The following is a 21,931-nucleotide window of genomic DNA, read 5'->3' as shown; positions in this document are numbered from 1 at the left end:
CCTCAATTCATCGAGTGTTGAATTCACTACGTGATGAATTCTGCGCCCGATCGCTCGCGGTGGCAAGACCCCGCCTTCGTGTCGCGATTCGGGCGTGTCGAACGGCCCGCGAGGCCGCATTCGTCTGACCAAATCGTGACGAACCACGCGAGCTCGGCCAGTCCGGGCGCATTCCGTCGCCCGGCCACCCAGAATCGGCCCATGCGTGTACTTCTGACCGGCGCGGCCGGTTTCATCGGTTCGCACATTCACCGCGCGGCCCTCGACGCCGGGCACGAGGTGGTCGCCGCCGACCTCATGCTCGCCGCCGCCCACGGTTCCGCCGCCGTCCCGCCCGCGGGCATCGCCCGCGTCGACGTGCGCGACCCCTACGGACTCGACGAACTGCTGCACGGCATCGACGTGGTCTGCCATCAGGCGGCCGTGGTCGGCGCGGGCGTCAGCGCCCAGGACGCGCCCGCCTACGCCAGCCACAACGACTTCGGCACCGCGGTGCTGCTCGCGGCCATGGAACGCGCGCACTGCCGCCACCTGGTGCTGGCGTCCTCGATGGTCGTCTACGGCGAGGGCCGCTACATCGACTCCGCGGGTGTGCCCGTCGACCCGGCCCCGCGCACCCGCAACGACCTCGACCACGGCCGCTTCGACCACCGTGGCCCCGACGGCCGCCCGCTGGCCTGGGCCCCCATCGACGAGGACGCTGCGCTGCGCCCCCGCAGCATCTACGCCGCTTCCAAAGTGGCGCAGGAGCATTACGCGCTGGCCTGGGCGGCGGCCACCGGCGGCACCGTGACCGCGCTGCGCTACCACAACGTCTACGGGCCCGATATGCCCAGGGACACACCGTATTCCGGGGTGGCCGCCATCTTCCGCTCCGCGCTGGAGGCGGGGGAGGCCCCGCGCGTCTTCGAAGACGGCACGCAGGCACGCGATTTCATCCACGTCCGTGATATCGCAGCCGCCAATGTCGCCGCGCTCGAGCATCCGCTGGGTGCGTTCACCCCGCTCAATATCGCCTCGGGCTATCCGGTCGGCATCGGTGAGGTGGCCGCGATCCTGGCGAACGCATGCGGCGGCAAGCAGCCTGTCGTCACCGGCGACTACCGCAGCGGCGATGTCCGCCACATCGTGGCCAGCCCCGAACGTGCCCGCCGCACACTGGGTTTCATCGCCGAGACCACCCCGAACAATGGCCTCGCCGAATTCGCCACCGCCCCACTGCGGGCCACCGCCGGAGCCGGAGCCCCCACCTGGCGCTAGCCCTCGGTGGCCCCGGGGTACTCGCGCATCAGGAGGTCCACGGTCATCTCGAAGGCGGCGTCCACGCGCTCCCGGTCCCCGGTGGTGAGCAGGTCCAGCTGCAGGCCGCGCACCTGGGCGAGGATGAACGTCGCTGTGCGGGAGGCGGTTTCGGCGGGCCATCGATACCGCGCCAGCTCGCGTTCGATCACCGTCAGCCAGTCGGTGACCAGCCGGGACCGTGGATGCTCGGGGCTGCGCGCGGCGACGGCGACCACTTCGAACAGCACCAGGAACTGACGTTGCTCGCGCGGCCGGCACAGGTGCCGCCAGGCCGCGCGCAGCAGCTCCGCCGGGGAGTCCACCGTCCGGAGTTCCTCGGCCAGCAGCCGCTGCTCGAAATCCGCGCGAATGTGTTCGAGCACCTCGGAGATCAGCGCGTCCTTGGTGTGGAAATGCCGGATCAGGGTGGCGTGGCTGACGCCGAGGACCTCCGCGGCCCGCCGGATCGACAGTTCGTGTACGCCGTGGTCGAGCACGTATTCGGTGGCCGCCGCGAGCAATTCCGGGCGGCGGTGCTGAAATCGCAGGGCCCGCCCGTCGATCTTCGCGCCCGCCACGTCCTGATTCTCGGCCATGGCCGAAATTTTACCGTTCCGAGTGGTTACGTAACCACTTGGTACGGCTATCGTGGGCCGGGTGGCGCGGCGTCCGCGCGAGAGGAGACACCATGAGAGACGACGAATACCTCGGCTACGACGCGGTCGGGCTGGCCGAACTGGTCGCCCGCGGCGAGGTTCATCCCACCGAACTGCTGCGGCTGGCGCTGGACCGTTGCGCGCGGGTGGATCCCTCGCTCAATGCCATCAGTCTGCTGATGGAAGAGGTCGGCACCCGTCTCGCGGCCCGCTCCGACCACACCGGTCCGCTCGCGGGCGTGCCGTTCCTGATCAAGGACCTCGGACAGGACTTCGCGGGCTACCCGACCTCGGGCGGCACCGGCCCGCTGCGGTCGGTGCCCGCCGAGCGCAACAGTCTCACGGTGGACCGGTGGCTCGCGGCCGGACTGGTGATCTTCGGCAAGACGACCACCCCCGAATTCGGCAGCAAGGGCATCACCGAGACCGGCACCTTCGGCGCGACCCGCAATCCGTGGGATCTCGGCCGCACGCCCGGCGGCTCCTCCGGCGGCTCCGCGGCGGCCGTGGCGGCGGGCATCGTGCCGGTCGCGGGGGCCAGCGACGGTGGCGGATCGATTCGAATTCCGGCCGGCTGCACCGGACTTTTCGGACTCAAGCCGGGCCGGGGTCTGGTGCCCGGCGGACCGGCGGTCGGGGATCCACTGTTCGGCGCGGTCTCCGAGGGCGTGCTGTCGCGCAGTGTCCGCGACACCGCCGTCATGCTCGACATCCTCAGCCCGCCGGACCCGGGCGCGCCCTACCACGTACCCCGGCCCGACCGCCCCTTCCGCGACGCCGTGACCGAGCCCCCGCGCCGCCTCCGCATCGGATTCACCAGCGAATCCCCTTTGGGCACACCGGTGGACGCCGAGGCGGTGCGCGCGGTCACCGACGCGGCCGGACTGCTCGCCGAGTTGGGCCACACCGTCGAACCCGCCGGCCCGGCTATCGACGGGCGTCAGTTGGCCTTCGATTTCATGGCCGTCTGGACCGCCTCCGTCACCACCAGAATCGAGCAGGCCTGCCGGGTAACCGGTTCGTCCCCCAGCGATTTCGATACCGACACCCAGGTGCTGGCCGCGGTCGGGCGGACGGTGAGTGCCCCGGATCTGTTGCGCGCGCACGCCCGCTGGAACGACTACACCCGCACCCTGGCCGCCTTCCACGAGCGCTACGACCTGTTGCTGACCCCCACTCTGGGCGAGCCGCCGATCCGGATCGGGCAGAACCGTACCCCGGCGCTCGCCGGTACGTTCCTGCCGCCGCTGCTGCGCGTCGGTGTCGGACACGTGTTGGCGCGCACGGACTTCTATCGCGATCTGGTGACCGCCAATCTGGCGGCCGTGCCCTTCACCCAGCTCGCGAATATCACCGGCCGCCCGGCCATGAGCGTGCCCACCTACTGGACCGCGGCCGGTCTGCCGCTCGGTACCCAGTTCGTCGGCGCCCCGGGCAGCGAGTTCCTGCTCCTGCAACTCGCGGCCGAACTGGAGACGGCGCGGCCGTGGGCGGATCGCCGTCCGGCGGATGCTCTTGTCCCGCAGTCCGTTCCGGCCCGCTGACCTACCAGTTGGTGAGAATCAGGTGATTGATCAGTAGTGCCCCCGCCGCCTGCACGACGAGCCAGAAGCGCGTGCTGTGGCGGGGGAGTAGTGCGGTCGCGGCCAGCGCCCACACGTCGAACGGCAGCCAGATGCGTTCGGTCTCGGCCTTGCTCAGGCCGCTGATGTCCGCGATCAGGATGGCGGCCACCCCGGCGACCGCCACCAGTGCCGCCGGATCGACGTGGGATCGCCAGCGGGGCAACCACTCTCGAATCGGATGCAGCGGCAGCAACTCCAGCTCGACCAGGGCCCGGCAGCTCGCGGCGGCGGTCGCCAGACCCACCGCGCACACCGTCGCGGCGAGATTGCCCCACACCCAGTAGGAGTAGGGCCGGGTGCTGGCGATCCCCTGGTAGTAGCGCTCCACCACCAGGTGATAACCGGTGAGCCACCAGAATCCGGCCGCCGCGAAGGCCGCGACTACGACCAGCGCACCCGCGAGGGCGGGCAGCGCAGGTCGCCACGAGCGCGCCAGCAGCACGGCCGCGGCCGGAACCACCAGCAGCACCAGGCCGTAACTCAAGAAGAGGGTGAACCCGAAGAGCAGGCCGGACCCGACCGCGGCGAGCATCCAGCCCCGTTCCAGCCGGGTGGCCAGCGCGAGTAGCGCCACCGCCCACGCGGCCACTCCCGCGAACAGCCCGTCCGCGGAGACCGCGATCCAGATGACCGCGGGCATCAACGCCAGGAACGGTGCCGCGGCCCGGGCCCGATGCTCGGATCCCAACGCCCGCAACGTGAACGGCACCGCCGCCGCGGCACTCGTCCCCACCAGCACGCACAACAATCCGGCCCACGCGCCCCCGCCCAGCCCGATCCGGTCGAGCCCCACGAACACCAGCAGCGCCCCCGGCGGATGCCCGGACACGTGCGTCGTCCACGAGTCCGGCTGGAAATCCAGGATGCGCCCGGAGAATCCGCGCAGCATGGCCCCGATGTCGTGCACCCCGCCGACCTCGTGCAGGTACTCGTCGCGAGTGGTGAGACGGCCTGCGAAGCCACGCTGCCAGCCGTCCACCATGGCCAGCGCGAACGCCCACGCGCCCGCGGTCGCCCAGGTTGCGGCCAGTAATCGGCCGAAAGACAGTCGCCGCGCCAGGTCCGGACCGAACCGCACGACCGCCGCCGCGATCGCGACCGCGGGAATCGTGCCCCAGCCGACGTGCGGCAGCCAGCCCCCGAAGATCGGTGCGGCTCCGGCATAGAGCCGATCGCTCCACTGTTTGCCTTCGATTCGCGGAACCAGGAAGGCCGCGAGCACGAGAAGAAATGCCGCCAGGGCGCAATACCCGTCGACGCGGGTGGAGACGTAGCGTGCGACCCTGGTCGCCGAAGCGTTCGCCATGCTCGAAACCCTAGGCCCAGAACCCCGCCGGAACTGTCCGGATCGCCATTGTGCCAGCTCTTGTCATACTTTCGTCATGCGTGTCCCGGGGTCGAATCGGCCCGCTTGGCCGTACGGTCGAGGCCATGACCGACTGGGATTCCGAACCCGGGGTCACCGTGGTGATCCCCTGCCGGGACGAAGCCGAAGCCCTTCCCGGCGTACTTTCAGCAATTCCGATGGGCTACCGGGTGATCGTGGTGGACAACGGTTCCACCGACGGCACCGCCGAGGTGGCGCGCGCCGCCGGCGTGACCGTGGTGTCCGAATCGACCCCCGGCTACGGCAGCGCCGTGCACGCCGGTGTCGACGCCGCCGAGACCGAGCTGGTCGCCGTCCTCGACGGTGACGGCTCGCTGGATCCCGGCGAACTACCGCGCCTGGTGGCCGAATTCGGTCCCGGCGTGGACATGGTGGTCGGCCGCCGCCGGGCCGTGCCGGGCGCGCTGCCGTTGCATGCGCGAATCGGCAACTGGGCCTTCGCCTTCCGGCTGCGGCGGCGCTACGGGCTGCCCGTGCACGATATCGCCGCCATGCGGGTGGCGCGCCGCGACCGGCTGCAGGCGCTCGGCCATCTGCACGCCCGCTCCGGCTATCCACTGGCCCTGCTCACCGGTGCGGCCCGCGCCGGGTGGCTGGTACTCGAACGTGACATCACCTATCGGCCGCGGACTCACGGCGAGTCCAAGGTCTCCGGTTCCTGGCTCGGCACCGTGCGGGCCGCCCGTGACTTCTGGAGCGTGCGATGAATATCGGCGAACCCACCGAGATCATGTTCCCGCGACCGGGCGCGGAAGGCCCGCTCGGCGCGGCCGACACCGTCCCCGCCACCCTGCTGGTGGTGGCCAAATCACCCATCGCCGGTTTCGCGAAAACCCGTCTCGCACCGCCCTTCTCGCCGGTCGACGCGGCGTATCTGGCCGCTTGCGCCCTGCTCGACACCCTGGACGCGATGCGCGAGAGCGGGATTCGGCATCGGGTGGTGGCCTGGACCGGCGATATCGACCGGGCCGAACGCGCCATCGAACTCTCGGCGGCCCTGCGCGGGGTCACCGTGGTCCCGCAGCGCGGCGACAGCTTCGGCGAACGCCTCGCCAACGCCCACCGCGACGCCGCCGAATTCGGTGTGCCGGTCCTGCAGATCGGCATGGACACCCCACAGGCCGACGCCGACCTGCTCACCCGCTCCGCCGCCCGGCTGGTCGCCACCGGCGACACCGTGCTGGGCCCCGCCTCCGACGGCGGCTGGTGGGCTTTGGGTCTCACCGACCCGCGTCCCGCTCAACTCCTCACCGACATCCCCATGTCCACCAGTCGTACCGGCGAACTCACCGAAACTGCCCTGCGCCACAGCGGTTGTCGCGTGCACGCCCTGCCGACCCTCACCGACGTCGACACCTACGACGACGCCATCGCGGTAGCCGCCATCTCCCGAGGCCGCTTCGCCCGCTCCGTCACCGACCTGGTGACAGCCAGAACCCCTGTACCTCTCTGAGTTTCGACCCGAAAGGAGCCCGCGGTGCATACCGACGACGTCGAAGCCGCGGACGCCGCGTCCGACCGCCCCGCGTCCGACCGCACCACCCCTGGCCAGCCCGGCCCCGGCCAAGGCCAGCCCGGCTACGACCGGGATCAGTCTGGTTCCGCCCGAAGTCAGTCCGGTTCCGGCCAGGATCAACTCGGCTCCGGCCGCAACGATCCGAACGGCGACCGATCGGGTATGGCCGGCCGACCCGACGTAGTGGCCGACATCCCCGCCGCCAACCCAGCGGCGGGGGACGCTTCTCGTCATCCCGGCGTGCTTGTGGCCGGGATCCACACCGCGCCAGAAGATTCCGGCCAAAGGCACGCCGGAATGACGGGGGAGGTCTCCTTGTTGCCGCCCGTGCTGGCCGCGCGGATTTCGCCCGCGCGGTCTACGGCGGTGGCGGCCCGGGTGGGGATCGCGCTCGGGGTCGGGATACTGATCCTGTTCGTGACCGGGATGATCAGTCATCTGATTCAGCATCCGCCGGACTGGTTCTGGTGGCCCGCGCATCCGGTGTGGCTGTACCGGGTCACGCAGGGGACGCACGTGACGGTCGGGGTCATGATGATTCCGCTGCTGCTGGTGAAACTGTGGTCGGTGTATCCCCGCTTCTTCCTGAAACCGTCTGTGCGGCGGGCGCTTCCGGAGGCGCTGGAGCGGGCGTCGGTGGCGGTGTTGATCGGTGCCGTGCTGTTCCAGATCGTGACGGGGCTGTTCAATACGGCCCAGTTCTATCCGTGGAAGTTCTTCTTCACCACCACGCATCACGCCATGGCGTATGTGGCGTTCGGCGCTGTCGTCGTGCACCTGGCGGTCAAACTCCCGGTGGTGCGGAAGGCGCTGACCCGGCCGGTCTCGGAGCCGGAATCGGCTGGTGCACAGCCGGAATCGAGCGAGCCGCGTCGTTCGGGTGTTTCGCGGCGGGCGGTGCTCACCGCGGCCGGTCTCGGTGCCGTGGTCACCGGTCTGGTGGTCGCCGGGCAGTCCGTTCCCCTGCTGCGCCGCGTCGCCTTGCTGGCCCCGCGTGATGGCGAAGGCCCGCAAGGTGTTCCGATCAACCGGACCGCCGTGGCCGCCGCCGTCACCGAGACCGCGCGTTCCCCGCAGTACGCCCTTGCCGTGAAAGTCGGTGGCCGCGAACACGGTTTCTCCCGCGCCGACCTGGAGGCGCTGCCGCAGCACGACAGCGTCCTGCCGATCGCGTGCGTCGAGGGCTGGAGCGCGACCGGGCATTGGTCCGGCGTCCGCCTGCGCGACCTGCTGGCCCAGGTCGGCGAATACGGCGGCGGCGACGTGCGTTTCGTGTCCCTGGAGACCACCGGCATCTACGGCTCCTCGGTGCTCCCGCACACCTTCGTCACCGATGCCTCCACCCTGATCGCCCTGCGGCTCAACGGCGAGGATCTCGCCCTCGATCACGGCTACCCGTGCCGCCTGATCGCGCCGAACCGCCCGGGCGTGCTGCAGACCAAATGGCTGAAGTCGATCGAGGAACTGTCATGACGATCACCCGGATCCTGTTGGGCGCGTGCGGAATCGGCTTCGCCTACTACGGCGTCGACCTGCTGCTGAAGATGAGCACCACCAATCTGAAGTCCGTGGCCGTGTGGTTCATCGGTGCCATCCTCGTCGAGAACCTGATCTTCGGCCCGGCCGCCGCCCTCGTCGGTGTCCTCGGCCATTACGTGCTCCCACCGCGCTGGTGGCCCGCCTACGCGGTCGGTGCGTTCTGCAGTCTCGCCCTGTTCCTGGTCTCGCTCCCGCTGCTCGGCCGCGAGGGCGCGGTGCCCGGCAACGACACCATCTTGCACCGCGACTACACGGTCAGCCTGCTGATCACGCTGGCCGTGGTGTGGGCCGGGGTCGCCGCCTACCTGCTCAGCTCCGCCCGGCGGTCTCCAGCAGTGGCAACCGGATCTCGAAACGCGCACCCTCGGAACGATTCCGGGCACTGATATCGCCGTGATGCGCGGCCACCAGGCCCGCCGCAATCGCCAAGCCCATGCCGCTGCTGCTGCCCAGTTCCCCCGCGCCGGGGGAGCGGGCGGCACTGCCGCGGTAGGCGACCTCGAAGATGCGCGGCAGATCGGTATCGGAGATGCCGGGGCCGGTGTCGTCGACCCGGGTCCATGCCTGACCGTCGTCCGCGCCCGCGGAAATGTCGATCCGCCCGCCCGGCGGGGTGTGCGCGATGGCATTGGCCACCAGATTGGTCAGCACCCGCCCGAGCGCGCGATCGCTGCCCGCCACCACCAGTTTGTCCTCGGGTTGCGTTGCCGCCAAGGTGATCCGGGCGCGCTGTGCGGTCGGCTGATTGGCGGCCAGCACCTCGTCGATGAGCTCGCGCAGATCCACCGGCTCCATCTCCAGCCGCAACGCGCCGGAGTTGATCTTCGACATCTCGAACAGGTCGTCCACCATCGAGGAGAGCCGATTCGTCTCGCGCACAATCTGTTCCGCGTACCGCTGCACATCACCAGGCCGCGACACCACGCCGTCGAGCAGGGCCTCGCCCATGGCACGGATACCGGCCAGCGGGGTGCGCAGGTCATGACTCACCCACGCCACCAGTTCGCGCCGCGACCGTTCGGCGGCGCGCTCCTGCTCGATCATCTCGCGCTCCCACACCGTGGCCCGCGCCTGCTCGCGGCCCAGCAGAATGGCCGCGGGCACGGTCACCGCGGTGACCACCGCCAAAACCACTGCCGTGCGCTCGAATTCGGCCCCGAACATGAGGCCGCTCACCGCGACCACACCGCACAGGGTGGCCACGGTCGGAATCAGCACCAGCACGGCCATGCTCGTCGTCATGGCGCGGCCCCGGGTGTAGCGCAGCAGCAGGGCCCCGAGCACCACCACCGGCAGGGTGCTCGCCAACGCGTACCCGATCAGTCCGGGCGTATCAGTCGGCATCGCTCGCCTCCTCCGCGATTTCGGCGCGGCCCCAGGCGTACCCGCGGCCCCACACCGTCTCGATCCGGTGTGCGGCACCCAGCTTGGCCCGCAACCGCTTCACATGCACGGTGACGGTGGACAGATCACCGAAATTCCAGCCCCACACCTCGGCCAGCAGCTCTTGGCGGCTGAACACGCGCCGCTGATGCGCCAGCAGAAAGGCCAGGAGATCGAACTCGCGCGCGGTCAACTCGACCTTCATGCCGTCCGCGATCACCGTCCGCGAGGCCCGGTTCAACTCCACCCCGTCCCCGGACAGCGTTTCCGCGACCACCGGCTGTGGATGAGTGCGCCGCAACACCGACGCCACCCGCAACGCCAACTCCCGCGGACTGAACGGTTTGGTCACGTAATCATCGGCCCCCGCCTGCAACCCGATCACCCGGTCGTCCTCCTCCCCGAGCGCGGTCAACAGAATGATCGGCGTCTCCGGATGCGCCCCCGCCCGCACCGCCCGCGTCAGATCGATCCCATCCGGCGGCGGCATCATCACATCCAACACCGCCAGATCAATGTCATTGCGCTCCAGCACCGCAGCCGTAGCGGGCCCATCCGCGGTCTCGATCACCTCGAGCCCATCCCGCTCCAAATACCGCCGCACCACCTCACGCACAACGGCATCATCATCCGCCACCAGAATCCGCATACCCCACCCTAGGCCGCCCCCACCCCGAACCACCTGGTCCAAGCCATTTCGCCCACCGCCGTCACAGTTTCGTCATGGCCGCAGCTGCCTAGGACGGCATCCGCGGACCTACCGTCGAACCATGGACTCCGCGACCGGTAAGCCCGAACCCGTTCGTGGTCGACGGATCGACGAATCCGTGCCTCTCGGGCCGCATACGCCGTGGTCTGGCGCCTACCGCCCCGGCGGTCCGGAGCGCCGCCGCGACCGAGTTCGCCTGCGCTCCGCGCGGTCGGGGGCGCTGCCCGGAACACGTGATCCCGCCGCCGCGCGCGAGCAGATCGACCACGTGATGACCTGCTGCTGCGACGGTCCGACCATCGATCTCGCCTGCGGTTCGGGACGGCTCGCGGACCGGTTGATGCGGCAAGGCATCGCCGTGCTCAGCGTCGACCTGTCGTCGAAGTCCGTGGCCGCGACCAGGTCCCGTGGCGTGCCCGCGCTGCACCGCGACCTGTTCGACCGCTTGCCCGCCACCGGGCGCTGGGCCTACGCCCTGCTCGCCGACGGTGTCGTCGGATTCGGTGGCGACCCGGCCCGGGTCCTCCGCCGCACCCGTGATCTGCTCGCCCCCGACGGCATCGCCGTCGTCGAATTCGCCCCGGCCGGAACCGATTCGATCGGCATCGAGCACGTCGGTGACCTCGCCGCCGTAGCCGATCTGCGGGTCATCACGACCGTGGTGGTCGCCGAGCACGGGATCGCCTGGCTCACCCGGTGAGGGGACGGGGCGCGGCGGGTCGGCGGTTGGGGCGGGGCGGCTCTAGGATTTGCGCGTGACCAGCGATATGTCCGGATCGGCGGAGATCGAGGCGGAGGGTGGGCAGGTTCGGGCCTCGACTCTGGAACTGTTCTTCGACCTTGTTTTCGTCTTCACCATCACGCAGTTGACGCACGTGTTCACCCATCACCCGGGTTGGCGGGAGTTGGGGGAGGTGGCGTTGATGTTCGGGATCATCTGGTGGATGTACAGCGGATACGTGTTCCTGACCAACGAGGTCGCGCCGAACAGCAGCTCGCGGCGAACCTTCCTGCTGCTGGGGATGTTCGGGTTCTTCGTCATCGCCATCGCGATTCCGGATGCGTTCGGCGGCACCGGGCTGGTGTTCGGGATCGGCTACATCGTGGTCAACCTGGTGCACACGCTCATGTTCGCGACCGCGGGCGGCGCGAGCGCCAGCACCGCGATGCTGCGCCTGGGGCCGCTCAACACGTTGACCGCGGTGCTGGTGCTGGTCGGTGGCATCGCTGACGGCTGGTGGCGTTCGGCGCTCTGGGGGAGCGCCATCGTGCTGCAGATCATCACGCCCTACATCACCCGCGTCGAGGGATTCGTGGTGCGCGCCAGCCACTTCTGCGAACGACACGGCCTGGTTGTCATCATCGCGCTCGGCGAATCGGTGGTGGCCATCGGCGCGAACCTGACCGGCCAGAACCTCACCGTCGGGCTGATCGCGACGGTCGGGCTCGGCCTCACCCTCGGATATGTGCTGTGGTGGGCCTACTTCGGCATGGACGACGAGCGCGGCGAGCACGCGCTCTCGGCGATTCCCGGTCCGGTCCGGGCCCGTCCCGCCGTGCTGGCGTACGGATACTCGCTCTACATCGTGCTGCTGGGCATCATCCTGACCGCCGCCGGCATCGCCATGACCATCGCGCACGGCAACCAGCCCGCCGGTAAGCCTGCCGCACTGGCGCTTTCGGGCGGCGTCGCCCTGTTCTTCCTGGGCCAGTGCGCCTTCCGGCTCGCCCTGCACCTACCCCGCGCCTGGTGGCGGCTGCTGGGCGCGCTGTGCGTGCTCGCCACCGCCCCGGTCGGCATCATCTGGGTGGCGTGGGGACAGTTCGTGGTGCTGGTGGTGGTCGCCTACGGGTTCGTCATCGCCGACGACCTGATGTCCGTGCGCGCGGGGGAGGACAGCTCCTACGTGCGCCCGGATATCTCGGCCGTCGGCCGCATGATCACCCGCAATCAGCGGCCGTCGTAACGGTCAATCCCGCTGCGGCACCGCGCAACCGTCCGGCCCGCACACGTCGGCGTCGGCCACGATCTGCAGTTCCGGCGCGTGATCGCTCCACGCCTGCTGCAGCGCCTGCGCGAACACCTCCGACGGCTGCGCGCCCGACACCCCGTACTTGCGATCCAGCACGAAGAACGGCACCCCGCGTGCCCCGAGCCGCGCCGCCTCGGCCTCGTCGGCGCGCACCGCGTCGGCGAAGGCATCCGGATCGTCGAGCACCGCCCGCACGGCCGCCTCGTCGAATCCGGCGGACTTCGCGACCTGAACCAGCCGCTCGCTGTCGCCGAACAGCGGCTGCTCGTCGGCGAAATTGGCCGCGTACAACGCATCCAGCAGCTGCTCCTGCCGCCCCTGCTCGAGCGCGAAGTGCAGCAGTCGATGCATGTCGAAGCTGCTGCCGAAGTCACGTCCCGAGGTCAGATAGGTCAACCCCATCGCCTCGGCCTGCGCCCCGATGCCCCGCTCGTTGGCGGCGGCCTGCGCCTCGCTGATCCCGTACTTCTCGGCGATGTGCGGCACCACCGCATCGCTGTGCTCGCGCGGCAGCGTCGGATCCAGTTCGAAGGATCGGTGCACCACCGTCACGTCGTCGCGATGCGGGAACTCCGCGAGCGCCTCCTCGAACCGCCGCTTGCCCAAGTAGCAGAACGGGCAGTTGATATCGGTCCAGATCTCGACCTGTACGGCCATCACACCTCACTCCGACGCTGTTTCCGCAGGCCGGGGGCCCGGCCACCCTGATGCCAACCGGCTACCGCCCCCGAATGTTCCGCTGTGACCCAGTTCACAATGCCGGGTTGTCACGTTCCGGCGGGCTGTCCTGTCTCATGCCCGACCCAGCAGGAACACCCCCACGGAGCCGAAAATGAACGCCACCAACAAGACCCACGAAATCCTCGTCCTCGGCGCGGGCTACACCGGCATGCTGGCCGCGATCCGCCTGGCCCACCGCACCCGCAAGCTGAACGTCCGCATTACCTTGGTCAACCCGACGGAGCGTTTCACCGAGCGCCTGCGCATGCACCAGATCGCGGCCGGGCAGGAGTTGGCCCACCACCGCATCCCCGAGATGATCGACGGCACCGGCATCGTCTTCCACCGGGCCGCCGCGACCGCCATCGACGTCACCGCCCGCACCGTCACTCTCGACGACGGCGCGCAACTGCACTACGACACCCTCATCTACGGCCTCGGCAGCACCACCGACACCTCGCAGGTCCCCGGCGCCGACGAGGACGCCTGGACCCTGAACGACCCTCGCCAGGCCCGACGGTTTTCGCAGCGGCTGACCGAGATCAATGCTGCAGCGGGCACCGTCACCGTGGTCGGCGGCGGCCTGACCGGCATCGAGGCCGCCACCGAGATCGCCGAATCGCACCCGGACCTGACCGTCACCGTCATCAGCACGCAGGAACTCGGCCACATGATGGGCGACCGGGCCCGCGCCCACCTGAACCGTGCCCTGGACCGGCTCGGCATCGTCCGCCGGATCGGCGTGCAGGTCGCCAAGGTGCTGCCGGACGCCGTGCGCCTGACCACCGGCGAGATCATCGCCTCGGACCTGACCCTGTGGACCGCGGGCGTCAAGGTCTCGCCGCTGGCCGCCCAGGCCGGAATCGCCGTGGACGAGCGCGGATTGATCATCACCGACCCCACCCTGTGCTCGGTCTCGCACCCGGAGATCGTGCCGGTCGGTGACGCCGCCGCGGTCCGCATGCCCTTCGGTGTTTTGCACGGCACCTGCCAGAGCGGCATGCCGACCGCCGCCTACGCCGCAGACAGCGTGACCCGTCGCCTGCGCGGAAAGACGGTGCGGCCCTTCCGCTTCGGCTACATCCACCAGCCGGTCAGCCTGGGCCGCAAGGACGCGGTCATCCAGTTCACCAATGCCGACGACACCCCGCGCCGCATCTACCTGAAGGGCCGCGCGGCCGTCTTCTACAAGGAGCAGGTGAGCGGCAGCCCGGTGCCGGTCTTCAAGCTGAGCAAGCGGGTGAACATGCAGGTGCAGTTCGCCAACGGTGGCCGTGCCACCCGCGCAATCGCATGAGCCCTCGCCGTTACTGGTTCGCCGGGATGCCGACCGGGTATCCCGGCCCTCCGATGGATTCTCTTCCCCCGACCCGGTAGGTATGAGTCCCATGCAGGATGAGATCGACCCCTTCGTCGCCCACCGCCGACTGCTGTTCGGCACCGCGTACCAGATGCTCGGCACCGTCACCGACGCCGAGGACATCCTGCAGGACGCCTGGATCAAATGGCATGAGGTGGACCGGGATACGGTCACCCATCCCAAGTCCTACCTGGTCCGTACCGTCACCAACCTGGCGCTCAACCGGCTCACCTCCGCCCGCGCCACCCGCGAGACCTATGTCGGGCCCTGGCTGCCCGAACCCTTGCTCACCACCCCGACCGACGCCGCGCAGGAGACCGAGATGGCCGACACCGTGTCGACCGCCATGCTGGTCGTCCTGGAAACCCTCACTCCCGTCGAACGGGCCGTCTTCGTGCTGCGCGAGGTCTTCGGCTATTCGCACGCCGAGATCGCCGGTTTCCTGGACCGGCCCGAGCCCACCGTCCGCCAGATCGCCCTGCGCGCCCGCAATCACGTGCACGCCCGCCGCCCGCGCTTCGACACCGACGCGGCGACCCGCTCGGAGATCACCGAGAAGTTCCTGGCCGCGGCGCACGGCGGAGATGTCAACGCGCTCATGGAATTGCTCGCCCCCGAGGTGACGCTGTGGAACGACGGTGGCGGCAAGGTCACCGCGGCCCGGCGGCCCCTGTACGGGCCCGATCATGTGGCGCGCTGGCTGCTGGGCGCCATGGCCAAACCGATCAGCGCCGACATCCACCTCGAATCCGCCTGGGTCAACGGCGAACTCAGCATCGTGGCCGTCCTCGGTGAATACCGCGTCGGTGCGCTCACCTACGACATTCGCGACGGCCGCATCGAGAACATCCGTTTCCAGGTCAATCCCGACAAGGTCGCCGGACTGCAGCAGTCGGGCGGCGATGGATCGGTCGGCGGATCGGTCGACGAATAAAGAATCGGACATTTCACCCAGGGGGCTGCGGTACTGTCCATCGCTCGTCGGGGGCGTCCGCCCCCGATGTCGATGTCGTTCTTCCGCAGGGGTTTTCGTAGTGATCAGCCAGACAACGCGCCGCGTGGCGCGACATATCCTGCCCTGGGCCGCGGCGGCCTTCCTCGGGGCGAGCACCCTACTCGCCGGACCGGCCACCGCCACGCCCATCCTGCACGATGCCTACTGTGGCACAAGCGAATACGAGAATTCCGACGGCGTATGCGTGCCGCGCCCCGAGAAGTCCGCCACCGCTCCCGACGGGGCCACCGCCCACTGCAAGGACGGCACCTGGAGCTTCAGCCAGCACCGCCGCGGCACCTGCTCGGGCCACGGCGGCGTCGCCGAATGGCTCTGAGCTAGCCGCAAGGTCGTGCGCTAGCCGAGCGCCCGCCCGCCGACCCGGCCGGGCGGGCAGTGCGGAACAATGCTTCGGCGTGGGTGCTCGAGATCTCGCCGTCGAACCGCTGCACGCCGCCCGGCGACTGCTCGGCGGCACGCTCCGCAGCGGACCGGTCGCCATGCGCATCGTGGAAGTCGAGGCGTACGGCGGTGATCCGGCCGGACCCTGGCCCGACCCGGCCGCTCACTCTTTCCGCGGCCGCACGCCGCGCAACAGTGTCATGTTCGGGCCGTCCGGGGTGCTCTACGTCTACTTCAGTTACGGCATGCACACCTGCGTCAATGTCACCACCGGCCCCGACGGTGTCGCGAGCGCGGTGCTCATCCGGGCCGGGGAGATCATCGAGGGGCTCGATATCGTGCGCGCACGCCGTCCCGCCGCCAAGACCGACGCCGATCTGGCCCGCGGCCCCGGCAATGTCGGCAGCGCCTTGGGAATCACCCTGGATGACTACGGAACTCACCTGTTCGATCCGGCCGCGCCGATCCGCCTCGAACTCGGACCCGAAATCGCGGATACCGCAGCCGTTTCCACCGGTCCGCGTGTCGGTGTGAGTCTCGCCGCCGACCGCCCGTGGCGGCTGTGGCTCCCGGATTCCCCCGCCGTCTCCGCCTACCGCCGCAGCCCCCGAGCCCCACAACTCGACCGCCCCGCATGATCCCGGGCCCTGCCCCCTCATTCCGTCAAACGCATGCCGCGATGGTGAAGGGGTCTACGGTGGACGAATCGACACCTCCCCCTTAGGTGGAAACCCATGTTCGAACGGTTCACCGACACCGCCCGCCGCAGCATCGTGCTGGCCCAGGAGGAAGCCCGGCTGCTCGGCCACGACTGGATCGGCACCGAACACCTGCTGCTCGGCCTCATCCACGGCGCGGACCCGGTCGCCGGGCAGACCCTGGCGGAGCTCGGCCTCGACCTCTCCGGCACCCGCGAGCTGGTCGGTCACGCGGTCGGCGTCCCGGCGAAACACGCGATCGACGGGCACATCCCGTTCACGGCCCGCGCCAAATCGGTCCTCGAACACTCGCTCCGCGAGGCACTGCACCTGGGCCACAACTACATCGGCCCCGAACACCTCCTGCTCGGCCTCGTCGCCAACGACGCCGGCGTCGCCACCCAGGTCCTGATCAGCCAAGGCGCCGATCCCAAAGACATCCGAGACCGAGTAATCGCCCTCATGCAGGCGGGCCCCGTCTTCACCGAAAGCCGAGTCTCGGTGGAATCCGAACTCCGCCAACGCATCTCCGAACTCGAACACCGCGTCAAGGAACTGGAACGCCGCCTCGACGGCCCCAACCCGGCCCGCGACGACACCGCCTGAAACCCGGCACATCTCGCAACTGCCGCCCCGCAGCGGACCGGAATCCCGGTGGGGGAGTGGGATTCCGATCCGCTCGCCACGACGTGAGCGGGGCCTGGCCTAGGCCGATACCGTCACGCGAACCCGGGTGCTCGCGGCGATCACCGCCGCCACCGTTGCGCGAGAAGCGCTGTCGCCCTGGCCGTATGCCCAGGCCACGCCGTCGACGCCGCGATATTCCAGGTAGGCGGCCGACACCGTCGAACCGCCGCGCGGTACCGCCTGAGTGGTCACGCCCAGCACCTCGATCGGAATCCCGTTGTACGCCAGTATCCCGACCACATCATCGACCGTTGCGTCGGCGGGGATTCGTGACTCGCCGACCGCCGGGATCGTGTGGTCGTCGGCGGCGTAAGCGGTGGTGAACAGCTCCCACAGCGTCCGCGCCGACACCTCGGTGCCGGTGGCATCGGTGTGCCGCTGTACGTGCCGGGCGAAATCGATCTGCAGGCGGCGCGGCAGATCCAGGCCGTACTCCTGCTGCAGCAGATACGCGATCCCGCCCTTGCCGGACTGCGAATTCACCCGGATCACTGCGTCGTAAGAACGGCCCACATCGGCCGGGTCGATCGGCAGATACGGTACCTCCCAAGGGATTTCGCTCTCGGGCAGACCCAGTCGGGCGGACCGTTCGCGATGCTCGGCGAAGCCCTTCTTGATCGCGTCCTGATGGGTGCCCGAGTACGCGGTGTACACCAGATCCCCCGCGTACGGGTGGCGGTCGTGGATCGGCAGCCGCGTGCAGTACTCGACTGTGCGGCGGATCGCGTCGATATCGGAGAAGTCGATCATCGGATCCACGCCCTGCGCATGCAGATTCAGTGCCAGCGTCGCCAGATCCACATTGCCGGTGCGCTCGCCATTGCCGAACACGCACCCCTCGACCCGTTGTGCCCCGGCCAGCACGGCCAGTTCCGCGCAGGCGACCCCGGTGCCGCGATCATTGTGCGGATGCACCGACAGGATCACGCTGTCGCGCCGCGCCAGGTTCTTGTGCATGAACTCGATCTGGTCGGCGTACACGTTCGGCGTCGCCACCTCGACCGTCGCGGGCAGGTTCAGGATCACCGGCCGCTCGGGCGTGGCGTCCCACAGCTCGGTCATCCGATTGCAGATATCCAGCACATAGTCCGGCTCGGTCAGCATGAACACCTCGGGCGAGAACTGGAACCGCACGTTCGGCATGTCCCCGGCCAGTTCCAGTACGTCGCGCCCGCCGGCGACGATCAGCTCGGTCAGTTCGTCACGTGACTTATCCAGCACCACGTTTCGCCAGGTCGGTGCGGTAGCGGTGTACATGTGGATCACCACGTCATTGGGAATGCCGCGGATCGACTCCACCGTCCGCTCGATCAGATCCCGGCGCGCGGGCGTGAACACGACGATCGTGACATCCTCGGGAGCCAGCCGCGCCGACCCGATCAGCCGCACGAAGTCGAAGTCGGTCTGCGAGGCGCTCGGGTAGCCGACCTCGATCTCCTTGTAGCCCATGGCCACCAGCATTTCGAAGAACTGCCGTTTGCGATCGGGATCCATCGGCTCGGCCAGCGCCTGATTGCCGTCCCGCAGATCCACCGGCACCCACAGCGGTGCGGCGGTGATCCGGTTGGCGGGCCAGTCACGTTCGGTCAGCGGCACCGAAACCTTGTGGTACACATCGCGATACCGGTGCGACGGCATGACGGACGGCTGCTGACGATTCCAAATCGGGGAGATGCTCACGGCAATTCGCTTTCGCGTCGGAAGGAGGTGACCGGCGCAGCACAGTGACCCGCAAGCGGGGTGCCGGTCTGGTCAGACCCCGCCGCGGCGACGAAGGAGGAGAAGCGCACCCGTAAGCATGTGGCCTAGACTAGAGGGGATTCACTCCTCAGACAAGTAGAGAGGCCGAACAAAAGTGGCGCAGGTACAACGGCATCCGCTCGCCGCCCAAGCGGCCGAGGTTCTGCTGGAGCGGATTCGCTCGGGGGAGTGGCAGCTCGGCCACCGGCTACCCGGCGAAACCACCCTGGCCGCCCAGCTGGGCGTCGGCCGCTCCACTCTGCGCGAGGCCATCCGTGAACTCGCGGGCAAGGGAGTCCTCGAAAGCCGCCAGGGCGCGGGCGTTTTCGTCACGTCCCTGGACGCCGCCGAGGACTGGGACGCGGTGCTGCGCCGCTCCGACATCGTCACCGTCATCGAGGCCCGCATCGCCATCGAGGCCGAGGGAGCGGCCTTGGCCGCGTGCCGTCGCACCCCCGCCGACCTGCGCGCCATCCTGCGCGCCCTGGCCGCCCGCGCCGAAAGTGGTGATTCCGTCGAGAACTTGGTCGACGCCGACACCGCCTTCCACCGCACCATCGTGGCCGCCGCGCACAACGACATCCTGCTGGAACTGTTCAACGCCTTCGTCCCGCGCTCGCGCCACGCCATGATCGACATGCTGCGCATCCGTCCCATGTCCGCCCCCAGCGCCGACCACGACGCACACGAAAACCTCTACTCCGCCATCCGCGCCCGCGATCCGGAGGTCGCTGCGACCGCCAGCCGCATCCATCTGACCAGCCTCAAAGCAGCTTTCGACGGCTGATCAAAACTTTTTCCGGCGCAGCGATGAGTTTGCGAGACGGTCCCCGTCCTATGGAGCAAGCGAGTTCGACACCGAACCGACAAGCCCCGGAAGGACATTCACCATGACCGCCATCGCCGCCACCCCGACCGTCGCCACCACCGCCACCCCGAGCAAGATCCGCAACCGCGTGCTGTGGACCCTGCAGATCGTGCTCGGCCTCTTCTTCGTCATCGCCTCGGGCGGGCCGAAGCTCGTGATGCCGCAGACGCTGATCGACAACGGAGCCGCGGGCGTATCGATCCCGCTCGGCCTGCTGGTCTTCATCGGCGTCGCGGAGGTCTCGGGCGGTATCGGCCTCATGGTCCGCCGCGTGACCGGCCCCGCCGCCGCGGGTCTGTCCGTTCTCACCGTGCTGGCCGCCGGCACCCAGGCGTTCATCGCCGACAAGCCCGCCATGGCGATCTTCCCGCTGGTGCTGGCCGCGATCTTCGCCTGGATCGCCTACGAGCGCCGCGCCTCCTTCTCCACCTTCACCAACCTGGTGAAGTGAGCACCGAAATTCGCTAGACCCCCTGCCCGCTGCCGATCACACTCGGCAGCGGGCTTCGGGGCGTTCGGTGGTCATCCACTCGAATTCGCTTCCCGGCCCGCCGATCTCTGATCGGCGGGCCGGACCTGTTTCACTACAACCCCGGGCCTGTGCAACTTCCTTATTGACGTGCGGAAAGATAGACAGGCGTGAGCGGCGACATCATCGACGAACTGACCTGGCGCGGACTGATCGCGCAGTCCACCGACCTGGACGCCCTGCGGGCCTCCGCGGCCAAGGGGCCGATCACCCTCTATGCCGGGTTCGACCCGACCGCGGCCTCCCTGCACGCCGGACACCTGGTTCCCCTGCTCGCGCTCAAGCGCTTCCAGGCCGCGGGACACCGTCCGATCGTGCTCGCGGGTGGCGCGACCGGTCTGATCGGTGACCCCCGCGATGTCGGTGAGCGCACCATGAACTCCACCGACACCGTCGCCGAATGGGCCGGGCGCATCCGCTCCCAGCTGGAGCGCTTCGTGGATCTCGGCGACGGCCCGAACGCGGCGATCATCGCCAACAACATGGATTGGACCGGACCGCTCAGCACGGTCTCGTTCCTGCGGGACATCGGCAAGCACTTCTCGGTGAACGTCATGCTGGCGCGTGACACCGTCAAGCGGCGGCTCGAGTCGGACGGTATGTCCTACACCGAGTTCAGCTACATGCTGTTGCAGGCCAACGACTTCCTGCAGCTGCGCCGCGAGCACGGCTGCACGCTGCAGGTCGGCGGCTCGGATCAGTGGGGCAACATCATCGCGGGCGTGGAGCTCAACCGCCGCGTCGACGGCGAGCACGTGCACGCGCTGACCGTCCCCCTGGTGACCTCGGCCGACGGTAAGAAGTTCGGCAAGTCCACCGGCGGCGGCAGCCTCTGGCTCGACCCGGAGATGACCAGCCCCTACGCCTGGTACCAGTACTTCGTGAACACGGCCGACGCCGATGTGGTCCGCTACCTGCGCTGGTTCACCTTCCTCTCGCGCGAGGAACTCGACGAGTTGGAGAAGGCGACCGTCGAGCGTCCGCACGCCCGCGAGGCCCAGCGCCGGTTGGCCGCCGAGATGACGACCCTCGTGCACGGCGAGGAAAACACCCGCTCGGTGCAGCTGGCGAGTCAGGCCCTGTTCGGTCGCGGTGAACTCGGCGAGCTCAACGAGTCGACCCTCGCCGCCGCGCTGACCGAGGCCGCGGTCGACGGCAAGGTGGCCGAGGCGACCCCGACCTCGACCATCGTCGACCTGCTGGTCGAGTCCGGTCTGAGCGAGAGCCGCGGCGCCGCCCGGCGCGCGGTCAACGAGGGTGGCGCATCGGTGAACAACGAGAAGGTGTCCGACCTGGAGTGGACCCCCTCGGACGCCGACTTCCTGCACGGACAGTGGTTGGTCTTGCGTCGCGGCAAGAAGAACTTCGCCGGCGTGCGTCGCGCCAACTGATCTGCTGCGCAACTGATTCGGAAACAAGATCGAAATGACCTGAGTCACAAAGGGGTGGCTCAGGCCGCAAAGCCGCCCGGTCGCCACCGTTTTGACCAGCGCAAACGTGTTGGCGACCAGCGGATTTGACCTTGCGTTATCCGCCGCGTAACTTAGTCCAGGTCAGAGCGACACGGACACCGACCGGGACCGAAACGCCCAGCTCAGAGCAGGGATTCGGAAGCGGAAAACGAGGTTGGACGAAGGCGCCGGACGCGAACACTCCAGCCAATAAATTGGTTCTTGACTCTGTTGAGATCAGGGGCTAGGCTGGAAAAGTTGCCTCACTGGACATCCGATCAACTCGGAGCGATGGTGTGTGCGTGTGTTCTTTGAGAACTCAATAGTGTGTCGATGAATGTCAGTGCCAAATA

The 21,931-nt window shown here is 68.9% G+C and carries 21 protein-coding genes and 1 pseudogene; 16 read left to right on the top strand and 6 right to left on the bottom strand.

From position 1 onward, the window contains the following. Positions 1–201: 201 nt before the first annotated feature. Positions 202–1,260 (top strand): NAD-dependent epimerase/dehydratase family protein, encoded by a 1,059-nt coding sequence (locus ACYVN4_RS44605; protein WP_460730291.1) that lies wholly within the window; start codon positions 202–204, stop codon positions 1,258–1,260. On the opposite strand, the gene ACYVN4_RS44600 is transcribed toward ACYVN4_RS44605, so the two are convergent. Further along, the gene (locus tag ACYVN4_RS44600) at positions 1,257–1,877 is read right to left on the bottom strand and encodes a TetR/AcrR family transcriptional regulator (protein ID WP_460730289.1); all 621 of its coding nucleotides are present in this window, start codon (positions 1,875–1,877) and stop codon (positions 1,257–1,259) included. The genes ACYVN4_RS44605 and ACYVN4_RS44600 overlap by 4 nt on opposite strands. A 92-nt stretch (positions 1,878–1,969) precedes the next feature. On the opposite strand from ACYVN4_RS44600, the gene ACYVN4_RS44595 reads away from it, so the two are divergent. Beyond that, positions 1,970–3,481 (top strand): amidase, encoded by a 1,512-nt coding sequence (locus ACYVN4_RS44595; protein ID WP_460730287.1) that lies wholly within the window; start codon positions 1,970–1,972, stop codon positions 3,479–3,481. 1 nt (position 3,482) lies between these two features. Here the strand turns inward: ACYVN4_RS44595 and ACYVN4_RS44590 are convergent, their stop codons facing one another. Further along, on the bottom strand, positions 3,483–4,868 hold the full coding sequence (locus ACYVN4_RS44590; RefSeq protein WP_460730285.1) for a hypothetical protein: 1,386 nt from the start codon (positions 4,866–4,868) through the stop codon (positions 3,483–3,485). A gap of 125 nt (positions 4,869–4,993) precedes the next feature. Here ACYVN4_RS44590 and ACYVN4_RS44585 point away from each other — a divergent pair, with 125 nt between their 5' ends. Genes ACYVN4_RS44585 through ACYVN4_RS44570 form a run of 4 tightly spaced genes read left to right on the top strand, consistent with a single transcriptional unit; the run spans position 4,994 to position 8,390 of the window. Further along, complete coding sequence (locus tag ACYVN4_RS44585) at positions 4,994–5,656, top strand: glycosyltransferase family 2 protein (RefSeq protein ID WP_460730283.1); 663 nt, start codon at positions 4,994–4,996, stop codon at positions 5,654–5,656. Beyond that, entirely contained in the window at positions 5,653–6,402 is a 750-nt protein-coding gene (locus ACYVN4_RS44580; RefSeq protein ID WP_460730281.1) for a TIGR04282 family arsenosugar biosynthesis glycosyltransferase, read from the top strand. Before ACYVN4_RS44585 ends, ACYVN4_RS44580 begins: the two co-directional genes overlap by 4 nt. Positions 6,403–6,426: 24 nt before the next feature. Then, positions 6,427–7,938 carry a molybdopterin-dependent oxidoreductase gene (locus ACYVN4_RS44575; protein ID WP_460730279.1) on the top strand — a complete coding sequence of 504 codons (1,512 nt, stop codon included), beginning with the start codon at positions 6,427–6,429 and terminating at the stop codon, positions 7,936–7,938. Then, a complete protein-coding gene (locus ACYVN4_RS44570) occupies positions 7,935–8,390 on the top strand; it encodes a hypothetical protein (RefSeq protein ID WP_460730278.1) in 456 nt (151 codons plus the stop codon). Before ACYVN4_RS44575 ends, ACYVN4_RS44570 begins: the two co-directional genes overlap by 4 nt. Here ACYVN4_RS44570 and ACYVN4_RS44565 read toward each other — a convergent pair. Both ACYVN4_RS44565 and ACYVN4_RS44560 read right to left on the bottom strand, forming a co-directional pair. After that, on the bottom strand, positions 8,314–9,348 hold the full coding sequence (locus ACYVN4_RS44565; protein WP_460730276.1) for a sensor histidine kinase: 1,035 nt from the start codon (positions 9,346–9,348) through the stop codon (positions 8,314–8,316). The two genes, ACYVN4_RS44570 and ACYVN4_RS44565, sit on opposite strands and share 77 nt — an antisense overlap. After that, positions 9,338–10,036 (bottom strand): response regulator transcription factor, encoded by a 699-nt coding sequence (locus ACYVN4_RS44560; RefSeq protein ID WP_460730274.1) that lies wholly within the window; start codon positions 10,034–10,036, stop codon positions 9,338–9,340. Before ACYVN4_RS44560 ends, ACYVN4_RS44565 begins: the two co-directional genes overlap by 11 nt. Positions 10,037–10,157: 121 nt before the next feature. Between ACYVN4_RS44560 and ACYVN4_RS44555 the strand changes: the two genes are divergently transcribed. Together ACYVN4_RS44555 and ACYVN4_RS44550 are read left to right on the top strand one after the other, a co-directional pair. Next, complete coding sequence (locus tag ACYVN4_RS44555; protein WP_460730272.1) at positions 10,158–10,796, top strand: methyltransferase domain-containing protein; 639 nt, start codon at positions 10,158–10,160, stop codon at positions 10,794–10,796. Between the two features lie 55 nt (positions 10,797–10,851). Next, positions 10,852–12,063, top strand: coding sequence for a low temperature requirement protein A (locus tag ACYVN4_RS44550; RefSeq protein ID WP_460730270.1), 1,212 nt, complete (start codon positions 10,852–10,854; stop codon positions 12,061–12,063). A gap of 3 nt (positions 12,064–12,066) precedes the next feature. On the opposite strand, the gene ACYVN4_RS44545 is transcribed toward ACYVN4_RS44550, so the two are convergent. Then, on the bottom strand, positions 12,067–12,786 hold the full coding sequence (locus ACYVN4_RS44545; protein WP_460730421.1) for a DsbA family oxidoreductase: 720 nt from the start codon (positions 12,784–12,786) through the stop codon (positions 12,067–12,069). Between the two features lie 175 nt (positions 12,787–12,961). On the opposite strand from ACYVN4_RS44545, the gene ACYVN4_RS44540 reads away from it, so the two are divergent. The 5 genes and pseudogenes from ACYVN4_RS44540 to ACYVN4_RS44520 all read left to right on the top strand — a co-directional run. After that, positions 12,962–14,146, top strand: a complete 1,185-nt coding sequence (locus ACYVN4_RS44540; protein WP_460730268.1) for an NAD(P)/FAD-dependent oxidoreductase — start codon at positions 12,962–12,964, stop codon at positions 14,144–14,146. A 91-nt stretch (positions 14,147–14,237) separates the two neighbouring features. Continuing rightward, the gene (locus ACYVN4_RS44535) at positions 14,238–15,143 is read left to right on the top strand and encodes an RNA polymerase sigma-70 factor (RefSeq protein ID WP_460730266.1); all 906 of its coding nucleotides are present in this window, start codon (positions 14,238–14,240) and stop codon (positions 15,141–15,143) included. Between the two features lie 124 nt (positions 15,144–15,267). Continuing rightward, a complete protein-coding gene (locus tag ACYVN4_RS44530; RefSeq protein WP_460730264.1) occupies positions 15,268–15,540 on the top strand; it encodes a DUF3761 domain-containing protein in 273 nt (90 codons plus the stop codon). A gap of 79 nt (positions 15,541–15,619) precedes the next feature. Next, positions 15,620–16,243: a DNA-3-methyladenine glycosylase gene (locus tag ACYVN4_RS44525; protein ID WP_460730262.1), complete on the top strand. Its 624-nt coding sequence runs from the start codon at positions 15,620–15,622 to the stop codon at positions 16,241–16,243. 96 nt (positions 16,244–16,339) lie between these two features. After that, positions 16,340–16,768 (top strand): annotated as a pseudogene (locus tag ACYVN4_RS44520) (Clp protease N-terminal domain-containing protein); the annotation flags it as partial. A 240-nt stretch (positions 16,769–17,008) separates the two neighbouring features. On the opposite strand, the gene ACYVN4_RS44515 reads toward ACYVN4_RS44520, so the two are convergent. After that, positions 17,009–18,628, bottom strand: a complete 1,620-nt coding sequence (locus ACYVN4_RS44515) for a 2-isopropylmalate synthase (RefSeq protein WP_460730419.1) — start codon at positions 18,626–18,628, stop codon at positions 17,009–17,011. Between the two features lie 217 nt (positions 18,629–18,845). On the opposite strand from ACYVN4_RS44515, the gene ACYVN4_RS44510 reads away from it, so the two are divergent. From ACYVN4_RS44510 to tyrS, 3 genes are all read left to right on the top strand, one after another. Then, positions 18,846–19,517 (top strand): FadR/GntR family transcriptional regulator, encoded by a 672-nt coding sequence (locus tag ACYVN4_RS44510; RefSeq protein ID WP_460730260.1) that lies wholly within the window; start codon positions 18,846–18,848, stop codon positions 19,515–19,517. 103 nt (positions 19,518–19,620) lie between these two features. Next, positions 19,621–20,049, top strand: coding sequence for a DoxX family protein (locus tag ACYVN4_RS44505; RefSeq protein WP_460730258.1), 429 nt, complete (start codon positions 19,621–19,623; stop codon positions 20,047–20,049). A gap of 188 nt (positions 20,050–20,237) precedes the next feature. Then, positions 20,238–21,518 carry a tyrosine--tRNA ligase gene (gene tyrS / locus ACYVN4_RS44500; protein ID WP_460730256.1) on the top strand — a complete coding sequence of 427 codons (1,281 nt, stop codon included), beginning with the start codon at positions 20,238–20,240 and terminating at the stop codon, positions 21,516–21,518. Positions 21,519–21,931 lie beyond the last annotated feature (413 nt).

The organism is Nocardia heshunensis, assembly GCF_054782115.1.
The sequence above is the reverse complement of the archived record's forward strand: the minus strand, read 5'-3'. Positions and strand labels throughout refer to the sequence as shown.

What these genes read in the sequence shown, in the direction of transcription:
- ACYVN4_RS44565 (WP_460730276.1), bottom strand. Translation starts at nt 9,348, where the DNA reads ATGCCGACTGATACGCCCGGACTGATCGGGTACGCGTTGGCGAGCACC.
- ACYVN4_RS44545 (WP_460730421.1), bottom strand. Translation starts at nt 12,786, where the DNA reads ATGGCCGTACAGGTCGAGATCTGGACCGATATCAACTGCCCGTTCTGC.
- ACYVN4_RS44505 (WP_460730258.1), top strand. Translation starts at nt 19,621, where the DNA reads ATGACCGCCATCGCCGCCACCCCGACCGTCGCCACCACCGCCACCCCG.
- ACYVN4_RS44600 (WP_460730289.1), bottom strand. Translation starts at nt 1,877, where the DNA reads ATGGCCGAGAATCAGGACGTGGCGGGCGCGAAGATCGACGGGCGGGCC.
- ACYVN4_RS44590 (WP_460730285.1), bottom strand. Translation starts at nt 4,868, where the DNA reads ATGGCGAACGCTTCGGCGACCAGGGTCGCACGCTACGTCTCCACCCGC.
- ACYVN4_RS44585 (WP_460730283.1), top strand. Translation starts at nt 4,994, where the DNA reads ATGACCGACTGGGATTCCGAACCCGGGGTCACCGTGGTGATCCCCTGC.
- ACYVN4_RS44560 (WP_460730274.1), bottom strand. Translation starts at nt 10,036, where the DNA reads ATGCGGATTCTGGTGGCGGATGATGATGCCGTTGTGCGTGAGGTGGTG.
- ACYVN4_RS44595 (WP_460730287.1), top strand. Translation starts at nt 1,970, where the DNA reads ATGAGAGACGACGAATACCTCGGCTACGACGCGGTCGGGCTGGCCGAA.
- ACYVN4_RS44555 (WP_460730272.1), top strand. Translation starts at nt 10,158, where the DNA reads ATGGACTCCGCGACCGGTAAGCCCGAACCCGTTCGTGGTCGACGGATC.
- ACYVN4_RS44580 (WP_460730281.1), top strand. Translation starts at nt 5,653, where the DNA reads ATGAATATCGGCGAACCCACCGAGATCATGTTCCCGCGACCGGGCGCG.
- ACYVN4_RS44540 (WP_460730268.1), top strand. Translation starts at nt 12,962, where the DNA reads ATGAACGCCACCAACAAGACCCACGAAATCCTCGTCCTCGGCGCGGGC.
- ACYVN4_RS44535 (WP_460730266.1), top strand. Translation starts at nt 14,238, where the DNA reads ATGCAGGATGAGATCGACCCCTTCGTCGCCCACCGCCGACTGCTGTTC.
- ACYVN4_RS44605 (WP_460730291.1), top strand. Translation starts at nt 202, where the DNA reads ATGCGTGTACTTCTGACCGGCGCGGCCGGTTTCATCGGTTCGCACATT.
- ACYVN4_RS44570 (WP_460730278.1), top strand. Translation starts at nt 7,935, where the DNA reads ATGACGATCACCCGGATCCTGTTGGGCGCGTGCGGAATCGGCTTCGCC.
- ACYVN4_RS44515 (WP_460730419.1), bottom strand. Translation starts at nt 18,628, where the DNA reads ATGCCGTCGCACCGGTATCGCGATGTGTACCACAAGGTTTCGGTGCCG.